The sequence below is a fragment of the Candidatus Bathyarchaeota archaeon genome, assembly GCA_030739585.1.
Lineage (GTDB): Archaea > Thermoproteota > Bathyarchaeia > TCS64 > TCS64.
In genome coordinates this window covers 14,867-30,391 of sequence record JASLYX010000008.1, presented here as the reverse complement: position 1 = coordinate 30,391, position 15,525 = coordinate 14,867, and the positions used below count along the sequence as shown (strand labels likewise).

17 protein-coding genes are annotated in these 15,525 nt (G+C 46.3%); 7 read left to right on the top strand and 10 right to left on the bottom strand.

Annotated features, from left to right (window positions below; genetic code table 11):
• Positions 1-101: 101 nt before the first annotated feature.
• From QGG23_06840 to QGG23_06825, 4 genes are all read right to left on the bottom strand, one after another.
• Positions 102-245, bottom strand: a complete 144-nt coding sequence (locus QGG23_06840) for a hypothetical protein (protein MDP6049140.1) — start codon at positions 243-245, stop codon at positions 102-104.
• A gap of 64 nt (positions 246-309) precedes the next feature.
• Positions 310-1,233 carry an NAD-dependent epimerase/dehydratase family protein gene (locus QGG23_06835; GenBank protein ID MDP6049139.1) on the bottom strand — a complete coding sequence of 308 codons (924 nt, stop codon included), beginning with the start codon at positions 1,231-1,233 and terminating at the stop codon, positions 310-312.
• A 789-nt stretch (positions 1,234-2,022) separates the two neighbouring features.
• A complete protein-coding gene (locus QGG23_06830; GenBank protein MDP6049138.1) occupies positions 2,023-2,868 on the bottom strand; it encodes an RNA methyltransferase in 846 nt (281 codons plus the stop codon).
• On the bottom strand, positions 2,865-3,329 hold the full coding sequence (locus tag QGG23_06825) for a hypothetical protein (GenBank protein MDP6049137.1): 465 nt from the start codon (positions 3,327-3,329) through the stop codon (positions 2,865-2,867). The genes QGG23_06830 and QGG23_06825 overlap by 4 nt, the downstream gene beginning before the upstream one ends.
• 105 nt (positions 3,330-3,434) lie before the next feature.
• On the opposite strand from QGG23_06825, the gene QGG23_06820 reads away from it, so the two are divergent.
• Both QGG23_06820 and QGG23_06815 read left to right on the top strand, forming a co-directional pair.
• The gene (locus QGG23_06820; GenBank protein MDP6049136.1) at positions 3,435-4,679 is read left to right on the top strand and encodes a tyrosine-type recombinase/integrase; all 1,245 of its coding nucleotides are present in this window, start codon (positions 3,435-3,437) and stop codon (positions 4,677-4,679) included.
• A gap of 252 nt (positions 4,680-4,931) precedes the next feature.
• Positions 4,932-5,531, top strand: a complete 600-nt coding sequence (locus QGG23_06815; protein ID MDP6049135.1) for a nitroreductase family protein — start codon at positions 4,932-4,934, stop codon at positions 5,529-5,531.
• Positions 5,532-5,813: 282 nt separating this feature from the next.
• On the opposite strand, the gene QGG23_06810 is transcribed toward QGG23_06815, so the two are convergent.
• The 3 genes from QGG23_06810 to QGG23_06800 all read right to left on the bottom strand — a co-directional run bounded on the left by QGG23_06810 (position 5,814) and on the right by QGG23_06800 (position 8,861).
• On the bottom strand, positions 5,814-6,869 hold the full coding sequence (locus QGG23_06810) for a bifunctional phosphoglucose/phosphomannose isomerase (GenBank protein ID MDP6049134.1): 1,056 nt from the start codon (positions 6,867-6,869) through the stop codon (positions 5,814-5,816).
• Positions 6,870-6,962: 93 nt separating this feature from the next.
• Positions 6,963-7,145, bottom strand: a complete 183-nt coding sequence (locus tag QGG23_06805) for a 4Fe-4S dicluster domain-containing protein (GenBank protein ID MDP6049133.1) — start codon at positions 7,143-7,145, stop codon at positions 6,963-6,965.
• Positions 7,146-7,220: 75 nt separating this feature from the next.
• On the bottom strand, positions 7,221-8,861 hold the full coding sequence (locus QGG23_06800; protein MDP6049132.1) for a hypothetical protein: 1,641 nt from the start codon (positions 8,859-8,861) through the stop codon (positions 7,221-7,223).
• A 137-nt stretch (positions 8,862-8,998) separates the two neighbouring features.
• Between QGG23_06800 and gcvPA the strand changes: the two genes are divergently transcribed.
• From gcvPA to QGG23_06775, 5 genes are read left to right on the top strand one after another with little or no spacing between them, the layout of a single operon-like run.
• The gene (gcvPA, locus tag QGG23_06795) at positions 8,999-10,381 is read left to right on the top strand and encodes an aminomethyl-transferring glycine dehydrogenase subunit GcvPA (GenBank protein MDP6049131.1); all 1,383 of its coding nucleotides are present in this window, start codon (positions 8,999-9,001) and stop codon (positions 10,379-10,381) included.
• Positions 10,382-10,383: 2 nt separating this feature from the next.
• Complete coding sequence (gene gcvPB / locus QGG23_06790) at positions 10,384-11,913, top strand: aminomethyl-transferring glycine dehydrogenase subunit GcvPB (GenBank protein ID MDP6049130.1); 1,530 nt, start codon at positions 10,384-10,386, stop codon at positions 11,911-11,913.
• Between the two features lie 51 nt (positions 11,914-11,964).
• Positions 11,965-12,480, top strand: coding sequence for an EMC3/TMCO1 family protein (locus QGG23_06785; GenBank protein ID MDP6049129.1), 516 nt, complete (start codon positions 11,965-11,967; stop codon positions 12,478-12,480).
• Between the two features lie 12 nt (positions 12,481-12,492).
• Positions 12,493-13,056 carry an AAA family ATPase gene (locus QGG23_06780; GenBank protein MDP6049128.1) on the top strand — a complete coding sequence of 188 codons (564 nt, stop codon included), beginning with the start codon at positions 12,493-12,495 and terminating at the stop codon, positions 13,054-13,056.
• Complete coding sequence (locus tag QGG23_06775; GenBank protein ID MDP6049127.1) at positions 13,056-13,289, top strand: 50S ribosomal protein L14e; 234 nt, start codon at positions 13,056-13,058, stop codon at positions 13,287-13,289. The genes QGG23_06780 and QGG23_06775 overlap by 1 nt, the downstream gene beginning before the upstream one ends.
• Positions 13,290-13,457: 168 nt before the next feature.
• Here QGG23_06775 and QGG23_06770 read toward each other — a convergent pair whose 3' ends face one another.
• The 3 genes from QGG23_06770 to QGG23_06760 form a co-directional block, all read right to left on the bottom strand.
• Positions 13,458-14,408, bottom strand: a complete 951-nt coding sequence (locus QGG23_06770; protein ID MDP6049126.1) for a cysteine synthase family protein — start codon at positions 14,406-14,408, stop codon at positions 13,458-13,460.
• A 97-nt stretch (positions 14,409-14,505) separates the two neighbouring features.
• Positions 14,506-15,039: a flavin reductase family protein gene (locus QGG23_06765; protein MDP6049125.1), complete on the bottom strand. Its 534-nt coding sequence runs from the start codon at positions 15,037-15,039 to the stop codon at positions 14,506-14,508.
• A 134-nt stretch (positions 15,040-15,173) separates the two neighbouring features.
• Positions 15,174-15,395 carry a NifU family protein gene (locus QGG23_06760; GenBank protein ID MDP6049124.1) on the bottom strand — a complete coding sequence of 74 codons (222 nt, stop codon included), beginning with the start codon at positions 15,393-15,395 and terminating at the stop codon, positions 15,174-15,176.
• Positions 15,396-15,525: the final 130 nt, after the last annotated feature.

Sequence of the window (15,525 nt, the reverse complement as noted above, 5' to 3'; positions counted from 1 at the left end):
TAGGCTCACGCGAGATTAGCCTCTTAGACCCTCCCCTACCGGTTTCAAAGAGGTGACTGGGAGTTCCAGGAAAGTGAAAAATAATCAATATTTTACTTAATTCATGAAACCGGTAGACGTTTGTCGTGTTTGATGCTTTGCCCCCTAAGCTGGGTGATCATGACAGGGATGTCGACGAGCGCATGGTTGATCTCTTCCCTGACGTTCTCACATATGGGCTTCTTCTTGTTTAGAGCGGGAATCACGACCGTTGCCTATCATCCTCCTGTTCTTTTATTATCGCCTTAGTTGACCAAATCAATTTCTAACTCAGATAATACTGAACTTGATTATTTGTTCAATTCCCTGTTGGATATTCCATTTTGGTTTATACTTAAGACCCTTCTTTATTTTATCTAAGCTATAGCTAAATTCCTTTGTCTCTCCTACACGGGGGGGAAAATTGACGATACCTACCTTTTCCCCCGTGGATTTTTTGATGGCCTCAATGATTCTCTTTGCTACCACTCCGATCTCCATTGTCTCACCCCCGACATTATAGACATCGCTCCCTTTATCCTTGGATTTGAGGGCGAGGATGACGGCTTGGGCGATGTCCTCTACATGCACGAAGTCCCTGGTGCTGGAGCCGTCCCCGTAGACGGTAAGGTTCTCCCCATTTAGACCCATCCTGATAAACTTGGGTATAACCGTATCATAATTGGTGAATAGGCCAATACCGAAAACATTCCCGAAGCGAAGGCTTAATGTAGCAATCCCGTAATCGCTGCTAAAGACGTCCATCAGTCTCTCCCCCGCGAGCTTAGTGACCCCGTATAAGTTGAGGGGTCTCAAGGGGAGGTTCTCAATAACTGGCATCTCCGTGGGCTTTCCATAGACCGCTGCTGTCGAGCAGAACACAACTTTCCCGATCCCCAGCCTTCTTGCGGCCTCAAGGACGTTGTATGTACCATAAACGTTGATTGATGTAGCTTCAGCGGGTCGCTCCCTGCATTTGATGAGGCCTGGTAGGGCCGCCAGGTGAGCTATTACGTCGCAATCCTCAAAAGCCCTCAACAAGGAATCTATGTCTCTTATATCCCCTTTGAGCAAACTAACTCCATTACTTACTCCCCAGGTCCTCAAGTAGCTATAGTTACTGTTCATCAGGTTGTCTATTGAGACGACTTCGTTATTCCTTTCAATGAGGCTCTTCACTAGTTGAGAACCGATATATCCTGCGCCGCCCGTCACGCCTATTTTCAAAGAGATCAAATGGGTTATGTCTTAAAGGGAATATAAGATGGGTTGATATCCCCAACTTAGACTATAGGTATTCTCAAGAATTTCCTTTGAAACAAATATTGTGCCATTAAAAAGATCTATCCAGCATAGAACTTGACTATTTCTTTCTTTGCTATATTGATATGGCATTTATCGGTAGCGTTCGCTATGTAGCCGCAAACATCACATATCTCAATAGACCTTCGCGTGCCGTGCGAGCTTAGGCGAACCAGTTTTCAATGATGAAATAGACTCCCCTTTTAACTATCCGGTTAACACTCAGGGTTCTTAAGATGGAGATTATCAAGCTGCCAGTGCTCCCTCCTGGAGCCAAAGCTTCTTTCAAACTGCTTCCAGAGTCTCCTTCATCTCCTTAAGCTGTTACAACATTCCTATCAGAGGGTTTATCTAGCTCGGCTGCTAGGGCTGAGACTTTTCAGTTGGATCCCTAGCTGGCTCAGGACCATGTACTTTTATCCAAGTCACGTGCTGGCCACTCTAACATTAGGGGGACTGAATAGCTAGGGCCTTTATATCTCAAGAGACCACCCAGTGGAATCGAAGTACTGTGGAGTTTTAGGTATTATTTTTAATCATCATTCGCAATCCGGACTTTGACCGCGGACTCTTTAGCTTTGAGGATATATATTTTACAAGGAGAGTTTTTTCCTTGAGTTCCAACTTGATGATATCATCGTCAGAAACTAATCTGGAACCCCTAAAAAAATAGAGTGACTATCCTAAAAAAACGTCGAGTCCTCAACGGAGCATCCCGAGAAGCGCAAGGGTGGCGCTCATAGCCTCCTCTGTTCTTACAGTTACACTTCCCTGATCAGGGACTACGTTTGCTGTAAAATCGAAGACCTCTCCGATTTCCAGGCCTTTCCTCCCTAATATCTCTTGGATCCCTTCTTTATGAGAGCCGAAAGCAACCAATACGCTCTTTGCATCAGTTAAACGAGCTCTAAACTTAGATTCTATGTCTCTAAAAGGAGAGCCAAGCCTCGAGGTTGCAAATTTTAAATCAAAGCTATTGCTCGAAGCAAGCTTTCCCAATCCGTTTCTAGATAGATGGACACCATACCCCCAATAATATTTTACATCCCCTCTCTTAGCGAATTTTCCCATCAACATAGGCCGAATGCTAGTAATGAGTACAGTCGTTCGTCCGCCAATGGAGGGGCCACGTCCGGTAACCTTGACGAGAGTTTTGATACCTATATCCACGAGATACTCTCCGTAATTCTCCGAGAGAACAACTCCCTCCCTGAACTCCCCTGCCTCGAGTCTGCTGGAACGTCGTTCAGAGGGATGGTGGGGAGTTCTAAGAGGCGGGAGAATACCGACGTATCTTAGCTCCTCTCTTATTCCGAACAGGTTTTTCCGAAGATATTGAGGGGTCTCAATATAGGTCAAGATGAGCCGGATCAGTTTGGATTCGTCCGGAAAGTCCCTGTAGATATAGATGTCATCAATCCTATGGATGACCGCAATTCTCGCTATACGGCCTATGACACTTGTTTGCTCCCTGAGGTGAGGAATCTCTGAAACGAGGGAGGAAGGTAGGGCTATTGCCAGTTTGTAGTCCCTTCGAATTGAATTCATGTGGAGGCCCCTTCTTCTCTCAATCTGGACCAAGAGGTCCAACCGGTCTTTACAAATCGCTCCCTTGCCCTGAGATCTCCGTGAACCCATTCGAGAAATGAGTTGAAACTACGCTTTCTAAAGACGGTGAACATGTCGCCGACTCCAAGGCGGGCGAGACTTTTAAGAAATTCCTGCTCAGCTAACTCCTGGGTAGGGCCTATGATCTTGACACTCTTCACCGTGTAGCCCTCGTTGATCATAGCCTCTTTTGCCCTAGAGAGAATATAACCTGAGCAAATGTGTATTGGCTCTTCTTTGGAAACAAGGAGCTTTTCCATACCCTCAGCTACCACCCGGAGGGCTTGAGCAAGATACTCCTTGCTCTTGAATGTTTTGCCCTGAAATAGATCAATGGATATTTCTCCAGAGTAGGATTCCCCCGTTCCGACCCGGCGCATTACCACGACGGCGCCGCCCAACAAGTCGCCCCAACCTGATTAACGCCCGCAAATACGGGTATCGTCCACCTCGACGACCATACCGTATATCATTATTCTTAAATATTGGACGCAATTTTAAACATATTGATAGGGTTAAAGGAGTATTCGGAGAATAAAACGCCTTTAGAGAATTTTGAATTCTCATTGGGTAATGTTTCTGAAAAAACTCGGAACGGATATTTGATGCAGTTAGATCAATTCTGCAAATACCTTGGAGATTCCCCCAACGAACTATATGCAATTGAATCTGTAAATCAAGACTCAAGAGAAAGCGGCGATAAGCTGGCTCTAAGGATGGCTTTTGAAGATTTTAGGAAGCACCTCATAGAGAATAAAGGACTCAATCCAAACACAGCTAAAAACTATAAAAAAGCCTTGAATCGATTCCTTAGAGCGAATGGATTATCAGAATTACCTCGTGACGAGGGAAAAAGTGTCGAGGCGAATGATGTAAATCTCATAATAAAAGACCAGATACGACACCTTCTCGAAACAGCAGGAAACGATTATCGATTACGAGCCTTGATCCTTACAGCGAAGGATACAGGTCTCAGAGTATCAGATCTCGCTCAATTGACGGTTGGTTATTTCAATGGAATGCGTATTGATCATGATTCACGAGGGCGTGAATTCAGGTATTGGATTAAACCGCTACGCACCAAGAAGACAGGTGTAAACGCATATGTCTGTTTAGGACCAGAATCAATTCAGGCTCTGAAAGACTACATTGGGAATAATATTTCAGGTCCAATCTTCAGGACCATTGCTTCTACTAAAGGAGGTAAAATGCGAATCACCAGAGGTCCAAGGCGAGGCGAGCAAATAAGTAGAAAGGGTTCAGAAGCTGGTCTAGCCATGCAAAAGACAGCTATCACAAATGTCTTCATCAACCACTCAAGGAAATTACGACAAAACGGGATACGGATCACAGCACACAGTTTCAGAAAATTTTTCTTGAATGCGTGGACATCGCAAGGATTGAAAGATTATGGCAAACGCTATGCAGGGAAAAGCCTTGGAAATAATGATGGCGCATACACAGCCAAAAATAACGGAATCCTCGGAGGCAAATACAAGGAACTATATGATGAAGTCCTTGGATTAGAGGATACTAGAACAGCAGAGGAATTAAAGAGAACTCAAAACGAGATTAACCAATTAAAGACACAACTCATAGAGTTACAGAGAAACTTCATTTTACTAAACAGGAATCATATTCCCACCGTAGTTCAGGCACTCGGAGAAAACCAGCTCCCAGCAGGTCAAATGGGTTCCCTTAGTGTCCTCGACTGGCAAAAAATGCAAAAGGGGAAAGAGTCGGAGAATTGATGAGACAGAAGGGGTCCGTACTGCGAAAAACGTAGGCTTCGCAGATGATTGGCGAGTCTTTTATGTTATAGCACCAGATTTATCTGAGTTGAAACTTTCCCACGAGTACAACCTAGCTGCGCTATATCCAGAGCTGACCAAGGAGTGGCATCCAACCAGGAATGGGGATTTGACGGAATATTAGGTCCCTCCGCGTAAGGACAAAATCCGTGCGAGAATCCTTTTATGGATTTCCTGCGTTTCTATCATCCCATGAGTAAAACAACCTTGGGAGGACTTGTCCTCGAACTAGCCACCAGGCGTAAGTCAGTGAGAAAGTTCTCTATTAAACAGGTACTTATGGATGACATCCTTTACGCACTTAAAGTAGCGCGCCAGGCCCCCTCTGGAGCAAACGGGCAACCCTGGAGGTTCATTATAATAACTGAGCCAGACCTTAAGAAGCGGATCAGAGATGCCTCTGAAAAGTCTGAGCAGATTCTCTACACTAAAGTAAAGGGAGACTTCAGGGAGTGGCTTCTAAACCACGGATTCAGCCACGAAAAACCCTTTCTTGAAGAGGCGCCTATTCTTATCGCTGTTCTCATGAATGTTTCAACTCAATATGCTAGAGAGTCTATCTGGATTGCCATGGGGCACTTAATCCTCGCCTTGGAGGAACGTGGGCTAAGCACTATTACGTACACCCCGTCGAACCCTAAGCTTCCCCTTGCTGAACTCAAAGCCCCCCAAGGCTTTAAGTTGGAAGCCATCCTCCCTGTGGGATACTCAGAAGATAAAACGTTAAAGAAGACCAAAAAAGGTCTCGATGAGATAGCATTCATGAATAAATGGGGTGTAAAGCTTGCTTAATTCTATTAACGAGCGTAAAGATGAGTACAAACGCGCGCAGTAGGAATTATGACAATTGAGATCAGGAAACTAGAGCTAAGTTGCATTGAGAAATGATTCTTAATCCCTCTTAGATTTACTCTATTTCCCCTAGAGTACTGTGAGACAAAAGACTCGGATACCTTGGAAGACAACAAGAAGTATAGCACCGACCAGTGACCATCCCAAAGTCAGCCTTTACTAATAATTGTGAAGGTGCTTTTACTGACAGGAAAACGGGTTTATTGCGATAAGAAATCTATCTCATACTTTTTTCAGCTTGTCAATTGACAAGTTAGTACTGGGGTCATGACCATAAAGAACCCCTAGATATGTTGAGATATAATCGCCGAGATAAACGAGGGAGAGAATCTTGGAGAGCCTGCCAGAGCCTCTCGCTTCCAGATCGATTATCTCCTTGACCTTGGGTGTGAAACACTCTTTGAACTTTTCAATCTTTATATTTATCCCATCGTTATCCTCATTATCCCTAAGGAGCAATATGGCCAGATTCTCTAGGACCTTAGAATGACCCTCGCTTCCAAGAACCGCGTTGTGGAAGGCCTCAGGGAAACTTCCCGATCCTGAGGGGACTTTACTGTTCTCATTTAACTGTGATCTTAGCCTGTAAGCAACACCCTCGAGAAGCGAGGAACCGTACACAATAGGCATTTTATCACGAAGCCTTAGAGCAATTTTTTTCGCAATATTCTCATCTATTGGAACGTCTATCGAGGTCTCATCCCTAAGGGATTCTATGGTCTTCAACGCCTCCGAGGTCTCAACCCACAAGCGCTTAATGAAGCCCAGCTTGTGCATCGTAGTAGCCAAGCTGAAGAACTGGTGGGAGATCGCGCTCCTCGGTCTATACCCTTTTGGAAGGGGGATCATAGGGAGACCATTCTCCATAGCAATATTACCCATGGTGCCTCCGGATGTAACAGTTATAGTAGACGCGCCTACTCTTAACGCTTCAGAGAGCATGCTCAGAGTCTCTTCCGTGTTGCCTGAGTAGCTAACAGTAAATACCAGGGTTTCATCGTTAACAAATGAGGGGAGATGATAACCCCGGGAGAGAACCAACGGAACATCACACTCCTTCCAGAGCCAGTCTATAATGAGTTTCCCCCCAAGAGATGAGCCACCCATTCCAGCGAACACCACCTCACTGAATCTCTTGCTGGATATGCTTCCTAGCGGGACTTTTTGAGCCCGAATAATTGCCGCGTGACAATCCTCTGGAAACCTCTCCAGAACCTTCAGCATTCCCGACTCGTCAAAAGCATTGATGTGGTTAATATCGTTGAGGGTGGTATCCATTAGCTAGAGCTATATCTAGTTTGGGATAAAAATCTTCATAACAAGTAGGAACAAAAATTGTACAGATAACCTCTACTTAAGATAAGTCTAGATTTAGTCTTCCACTACTATCGAACCGTGCGGGCATAAGGCTTCGCAGGCTCTGCAGATGATACACTGATTTGGTTCAATGACGGCGATTACATCCATCTGTTCGGCAAAAACCCCCATAGGACATCCCTTGAGACAGTTTTGACAAACTGTGCATGTGTCGGGATCTAAAGTCACGTATGGCATCCTTTTATCTCCTTAATGGAGTCCTGACTACTAGAAATCTACAATATTAAAAGATTAAGGTGTGGTCTTTTTTTATTAGTCTCCTAGGGATTCTAGTGCTTTCTCCATCTTTTTGATCGCTAGCGCTCTCCTGTGGATTCTGTCTCTTTTGCGTCTTTCATAGTCTCCTTTAGAGACTCGACGGGTTCTCCGCCTTACCTCTAGACTTTTGAGGTCTGTAGTGATCCTGGTGAGCTCTGCTTCTACGTTCTTCATCTCTCTTAAAGCCTCGGAGAGTTCTGGCACATCAGTGAGTGTAACTGCCAATTGTTTGAGGTATTTTGAGAGTTTGCTTATGCCTAGATTATACTCCGCCGCAAGTCTCTCATATTCATTTTTTTCCCTCTTTTCTTCTTCAAGAGATCCAAGCGCTTTTAGAAGGTTTATTCTTTCACGCTGCTTCTTGACAAACTCTTTGAGGTTAGGACTGTTGACTTTGGTATCCCTTTTATTTTGAGCTGGCTTTTCCCGTCGTTTCTTGAAGACTATGACTGCAACGACTAATCCTAGACCCGCGATGATGGCGATGAGCCTGAGGGATGGGGTGAGAGAGCCTGGAGGGATCTCAGTCCCGATAGTTGGTCTCTCCGATAAGAGTGTATCCGTATATGTGAGGCCAACGATATCGCGCTTATTGACACTGACCGTTACATTGAGTTCCCTTATGAAATGAGGTAAATTTATGTTAGGATAAGCTATATGAGATGCACCTCCTGCTGCGGAGACGTAATTATTGGTGTCCGTGGTGTAGGATATAGTGAAGACCCATCTATCTCCTGGTTTAACTGGGGATCTGTTAATGACTGTTACCTCTTTAGACCAGTTTGAGTCCATAATACGGGTCAAAATTGGACCAACCCCATCTCGTGCTTTAATGTTTGATGCGTCAAGAGGAAGCTCTAGGGGGAACTTTGCGATAACGGGTCCTTTGTTAGTTATGGCATAAGTATCCTCAATTAATAGACTGCTTGACTTGATAGTGATGCTCCGGGATACGTTCTCGACTACCATAATCAGGTCGTCCTCAGGTGAATGGGTGAAGAAAATGCTAGCGAATACCTTAGAATGCGCTGGAATATTCTCGCCCTCGTAATTTATATTCCAACGGTCATCAATCTCGTTTTGAGTCATATTTATAGGAGAAGCAACGCGTTCAAAAATAGCGCCAGGGGGAAGCTCAACGTCCATCTGATATTGAGAGATATTATAATCAATAATAGGAAAAAAAGGTAAAACTATCGCATAAGACGAACCTGTACCGCCTACACTATGCAGAGCGAGATATGACGTCTTAACTCGCATAGATGTTCCAGTTCTTAAAGTCATAGGAACCGCCAATTCAAATATAGAGCCCCGTTCATTTTGAATTACTTGAGGCAATGCTTGTATTTGGTTCCAGCTACCTGACCTCCATACCTCGAAGGTTGATCTCTCAGGGGTAAACGTATCTGAGGCCCCGACCCAGAAATCTGAGATCAAGACCTCTGTTCCTTCAGGGGCGGATAGTGTATATAGGTCCTCAAGGATTAAAACTCCTCCATTGAGAACCTTTACACTTCGTTCTACATCAACAACTGGGACCACTGTTTGACCATAGGCTCTATAGGCCTCAGAAGACAGTATTGAGGCACTAAGCATAGCCAAAAGAATTATCGTTATTGCCTTGGGTCTCTTCACGGAATACACCATTCCAGATTAATGAAACATATCCAAGATTTAAAAAGTGAGGCAAGCCTCTCTCAGAACAATCTTTCTGAGCTAACATTATTAAAGGGGATAAGGAGTGATGAACCGTAACCAGAGGAGAATTGCTAATGAATAAGCCTCATCCATATTTGCCCAATAGCGTCTCTTATATCAAGGAGAAAATGATGGAGGAGATCGGGATAAAGTCCATCGACGACCTATACTTCGACATCCCCAATGACCTACGATTCGAAAGAGACCTCAAGTTACCTGGGCCACTTACCGAGGCTGAGGTGAAAACGCACGTCTCGAGACTCCTTGAGAGGAACTGGAGTCTTGCAGCCCCCCCATTCTTAGGGGGAGGCGTCTGGCCCCACTACGTCCCAGCTGTCGTCGATGAGATCGTCCACAGAGCCGAGTTTCTCACCAGCTACACTCCTTACCAGCCCGAGATCAGCCAGGGTATACTCCAGGCTATCTTTGAGTATCAGAGTCTTGTCTGCGAACTCGTAGGCATGGATGTCGCTAACGCATCAATGTACGATTGGGCCACAGCCCTTGGCGAAGCCTCCCGCATGACTTGTCGACTAACACGCAGGAGCAGGGTAATTGTACCCAATATAATCAGCCCCAGAAGACTCTCCGTCCTCAAGTCATATACTGCCCCAGCGGACATTGAGATAACCCAAGTGGACTATGATAAGACAAGTGGACAGCTTGATTTAGAGGATCTCAAAGAGAAAATCGGCAGTGACGCCGCGTCCGTTTACATAGAGAATCCATCATATCTTGGTTTTGTTGAGGAAGGGGTTGAGGCGATTGCCGAGATTACCCATGATTCCAAGGCCCTTTTCGTGGTTGGCGTGGACCCCATATCCCTAGGCTTGATAAAGCCTCCAGGTGATTACGGGGCAGATATAGTCATTGGCGAGGGCCAGCCCCTCGGCAATCATATGAACTTCGGAGGTCCCCTCCTCGGCATAATTGCCTGTAAAAGTGGTACCAAAATCATCAGGCAAATGCCAGGGAGACTGATCGGCGTGACTCAGACTCTTGAAAACGAGAGGAGGGCTTTCACCATGACCCTTCAAACGAGGGAACAGCACATTAGAAGGGAGAAGGCGACGAGTAATATCTGCTCCAATCAGGCTCTCAATGCCTTGGCGAGTGCAGTATACCTGTCCCTCATGGGGCCCCAAGGAATTAAGGACCTTGCAGAGCTTGTTGCCGGGAGGGCTCATTACGCTATGAAGCGACTGGGCGCGCTGCCCGGAGTTAATTCTCCGGTGTTCAATGGCTTCCATTTCAAGGACTTTACTGTCCAATTCAGGGATAAGACAGTCGAAGAGATCAACCAGGGTCTTCTTGATAACCGACTCCAAGGTGGTAAGTCAATTGTGGGGGAGTTTCCCAGCTTAGGGGAAACTGCGCTTTTTTGTGTCACGGAAAGCCATACCAAGGAAGATATTGATTTATTGGCAAACACCCTCGAGGAGATCCTGGAGGGATAATCATGAGGAGATTCAACCAAGCTAATTGGGATGAACCGATCATCTTTGAGCTGACCCGAGAGAAGAGGATGGGATTTAGCGTCCCTGCTTTAGAGCCAGAAATTCAAGACATCTTAGGAGAGGTCACTAGTCTCGTCCCAAAAGGGATGCTGAGAGATAAGCCCCCTGGGCTTCCCGAAGTCTCTGAACTAGAGGTTCTACGCCACTTTATCCACCTATCCCAGATGAACTATGGCGTAAACTCAGGCAGATTTTATCCTCTCGGCAGCTGCACAATGAAGTACAACCCAGTAATCAACGAAGTCTTAGCAGGCCACCCAAAGGTGACAGGAATTCACCCTGATCAAGACGAGGCGTCGATACAGGGACTCCTCGCAATTTTGCACGGGCTGAAGCAGGGATATCTTGAGATAACGGGGATGGATGATGCAAGTCTCCAACCCGCAGCTGGATCTCACGGGGAGTACCTTGGAGTCCTTTTGATTAGAGCATACCACGCCGACAGGAGCGACTTAAAGGGACGGACTGAGATTATCATCCCCGACTCGGCCCATGGCACCAATCCAGCGACAGCTATAATGGCTGGATTTAAGACTATTGAGATTCCATCTAATGCTGACGGGGGTGTTGATCTGGAAGCTCTCTCTAGCGTCGTTGGCCCCCAGACCGCAGGGCTCATGCTCACTAATCCAAACACCTTAGGTCTCTTTGACAATAACATCCTCGAGATAGCGGGGATTGTCCACGACTCGGGGGGACTCATGTACTACGATGGTGCGAATCTTAATGCCATCATGGGAAAGTGTCGCCCAGGGGACATGGGATTCGACGTAGTCCACATCAATCTCCACAAGACCTTTAGCACGCCCCACGGCGGAGGGGGTCCTGGATCCGGTCCTGTTGGTGTGAAGTCTTTTCTTAAGGACTATCTACCAGTGCCTGACATCATTGAGAGCAAAGGGATTTATACCTTGGATTGGGATCGTCTCAAAACCATAGGAAAGATCCATGGTTACCATGGGAACGTGGGTCCAATGCTTAGAGCGTATACTTACATGGTCACAATGGGTGGGGAGGGGCTCAAAGAGGCTTCGGAGCTATCGGTGCTTAACTCTAACTATATTGCCGCTAAGCTAAAGAATGTCAGAGGTTATTCCTTGCCTTTCGCGGATGGGAAGCCTCGGATGCATGAGGCCGTGCTGAGTGCTGAGAAGATGAACGAGGATACCGGAGTACGGGCACTAAACGTCTCCAAGAAGCTTCTTGACTATGGACTACACGCCCCTACAACCTACTTCCCCCTTATCGTTCCTGAGGCCCTCATGATTGAGCCCACGGAGACTGAGCCTTTGGAGGTCCTCGACGAGTTTATCGAGGCTATGAAGGAGATCTCTGATTTGGCATACTCTGATCCGGATAACGTTATCGGGGCCCCAAGATCGACTGTTGTAGGGAAGCTCGACGAACCGCGGGCGGCTCACCCGAGGACCATCTGTCTGAGCTGGAAGAGCTACTGTCAAATGTTCCCCTAGGGGGTCATCTTTTTATTTCATTGATGTGATGGAGGGCTGAAGAGAATCCGAATGATGAGCACAATCGGAAGCCTCGTATCAACTAACATAGATTTCCTAAGGCAGCCCCCGTACGCCCCTATATTCATACTGGTGCTTACCCTTGTGGTCAACATGGTGATGAGCTACGCCAATAAGAGATCCATGGACCTTCCAGCGTACCGTAAGATGATGGTCGAGTCCTCACGGGCCCGTAAGGAACTCATGGAGGCGATGAAGACCGGAAATCAGAGGAGAATATCTCAAGCTCAGAAAAAGCAAAATGATCTCATGAAAGAGCAGCAGAAAGCATCTAGCGGGAGGATGAAGTTAACCCTATACGTTATGATCCCCTTTATCCTCATCTGGCAGGTCCTCAACAGCTTCTTCGGAAAGACTATCGTCGCCTATATGCCCTTCAAAGTACCCTTCTTCCCAGAGAACCTCATTATAGGAAACTGGTATCTCCTTTGCTCAATCTCGGTGAATATCGTCCTATCTAGAATTATTGGTCTCACATTCGAGATTGATCCAGATGACCGCGAATAATAGTGCTTCAAGATGAAGGGCGCCCCAAAAAAGGTCGAGGAACTCGTAATAACGGTCAGCGGGTACCATGGCTCAGGGCGATCAACCCAGGCGACAAGGCTCGCCGAGGCCTTTGGTCTGAGATATGTCTCATCTGGCACCATCTTTAGGCAGATAGCCAAAGAAAGGGGCATAGGCCTCGAGGATATGTCCCGATTCACCGAAGAGGATCCTGAGATAGACCGAATGATTGACCAGAGAGCCAAAGATGAATCCAAGAAGCTTGGAGTTGTGATAGATGCCACTCTCGCAGGATGGATGGCAGAGGACCCGGATATCCGAATTTTTCTCTTGGTCTCCTTCAATGAGAGGATCAAAAGGATTGCGAACCGAGAGAATATCTCGTATGTGGAAGCCGAAAAAGAGACTGTGGCAAGGGAGAAAAGCGAAAAGAAGAGGTTCAGGGCATATTACAAGGTAAATCTTGAAGATCTCTCAATATATGATATTATCATCAATACAGAGCTTTTCGATATCGATGCAATTGCGCGAATCCTTAAAAGTGTCGTTGAGGAATATTGCTTGAAGTGTTTCTGATGTCGGCGATGGATATTGGTCGGATCTGCCTGAAACTAACGGGTCGTGAAGCGGGAAGCCGTTGCGTCATAGTTGACGTCATCGACAGGAACTATGTGATGATTACAGGACCCCTCGAGGCTACAGGGGTTAGACGCAGGCGGGTGAATATGAACCATCTGCAACCCCTAGATGAGGTCATAGAAATAACTAGGAACGCATCAGATAAGGAGATAGTAGCGCTACTGAGTTAGCGCGTATGAATACAATATTAGCGGGTTAGAGAATCATTATCTTAAGAGGAACCGAGTGCAATTTTTCGCGCGTGCGTTGACTTTTCACGCTCAACTAGTTTCTTCAGGATTCCGTTGGTATTATTCTCAGGAACTTTGCAGTTATTACTAATATTTCTTGTTTGTGCGTTAGGTCGTATATTTTTTCTCGGATAGGTATCTGTCTCTATTATCGGGGAGTATCGTAGTGACTCTACACTTTGGACCTATTTCTGAGGCGACCCTTAGGGAATAATAAACGTTGGCACCAGAGGAAATCCCGCAAAATAGCCCTTCCTCCCTGACAAGCCTGTCTGACATCTTGATAGCATCCTGGTTAGTCACTTTGACAACCTCATCTACGATGCCACTATCCATCATCTCTTCGATAATGCCCCCTGTTATCTCGTTCCCGAAACCCGGTATCCTGAAATGCCCCTCGCTAATGGGGAAGTTTGCGGATGCGGGCTCAATGCCAACAATACGCACATCCGGGTTCCTCTCTTTTAGTGCCTTAGCTACGCCGAAGAGGGTGCCGCCGACCCCGATAGAAGCCACAAACGCGTCTACCATGCCATCCATCTGTTTGTAGATCTCCTGTCCTGTTTTGAATTGCGCCCTCGTATTAGCGGGGTTGCTGAACTGGCGGGCCCACCAAGTATTAGGCCTAGCTTTTTCCAGCTCTAGACATCTCATCCTCGTTCCTATCTCCACCTCAGCCCCCGCGATGCTTTCATCCTCAGAGTTAGACTCTCGCTTGAGTTGGTGGACCTCGGCACCATAGCTTTCCATGAGGCGTATTCTCTCTTTGGTCATTCCTTCTGGCATGTAAACCTCTACGTTGTATCCTAGGTAACCTCCCACAAAACTCATCGCGGTCCCTGTATTCCCTGTGCTCGCCTCCATGATGGTATATCCGGGTTTCAACTTACCCTTAGCTTCAGCCGCTCGGATCATCTCTAGAGCGATCCTGTCTTTTAGACTCCCACTGGGGTTCATATATTCGCATTTTACAAAGACATCACCGATGCCGTCACCTGTGACTCTGTTCAATTTTACCATCGGTGTGTTACCGATGAGGTCCAAAACACTCGAGACCACTTTCAAAACAGTTCCCCGACCCTAATTGTATGATATGTGGATAACCATTTCCACCCACGTCATGATTTGAACTGCGAGGATTACAGCATGGATCAAATCAAGGAAGTTTTTGCTCAGCGTCCTTTATAGCATAGACGCCCAGGATTTCGCCATAATAGAGAATATGATAGTTTCGGTTGGGATAGACGCCAGCCTCAATTTCTTCTGAAAGGGCCCCTTGTTGCACTATAGTTTTAAACGAAATCTTGCACTCATAGTGCACAGGGCACTCCTCAATATAGGGCGCCGCGACCAGGAAACTCTTTTTGGCTGTTAACCCTAGCTCCTGGAGCTTGTCATGATCTCTCCCTGATTCTGTTCCACAGAAATCCAGAGCGTCGGTCATTCCCTTCGAAGGGAGACAGACCGTAAAACTATCGGATTCTTCCATTAGCCTGTATGTGTGCCTAGAGAGTCTAACCGCGACAATGAAAAAAGGTCTCTTCCACATGGTCCCAATGAACCCCCAGCCGATGGTCATTGCATTGACCCGTCTATCTTTTCCCTTAGTCACAAGATATAGACCATCCCCCAGCATGAGCTTATGGGTCTCATTGCCAAACCGGAAGTCTCCAACTTTTTCTCTTGTCATTCAGATCTAGTTAGGTTGGATAAATACTGATAAAAAATTTTCCGACTCAGTAATCTGGCGGATCATCCTTAAGCTCATGGGGAGGTTATGCAGAAAAAACAGTAGGCCGCGTGTGATATGCGCCAACACTGATTTCACTGGACTGACTCTACGGATTTTACTCCGGGCACTTTCTTCTTAAGGTAGTTCTCTATGCCCATCTTAACGGTCATCTGGGACATGGGGCAACCAGCGCAGTGACCTAAAAGCCTAACTTTAACTACTCCGTCATCAATCTCGACTAGCTCTACGTCTCCTCCGTCCATTTGGAGTCTAGGGCGAACTTCACTAAGTGCTTGGGAAACTTCTGTTCTCAAATAAACACCTCTCTCAAACAGTTTGACTCCAGTATATAAACCATATTATAATAATGTTTGATTAGTATACTGTGTTGTGAGTGGTTCACTCGCAAGGGTGGACGAATTGACTCTCAGCGCATCAACTGAG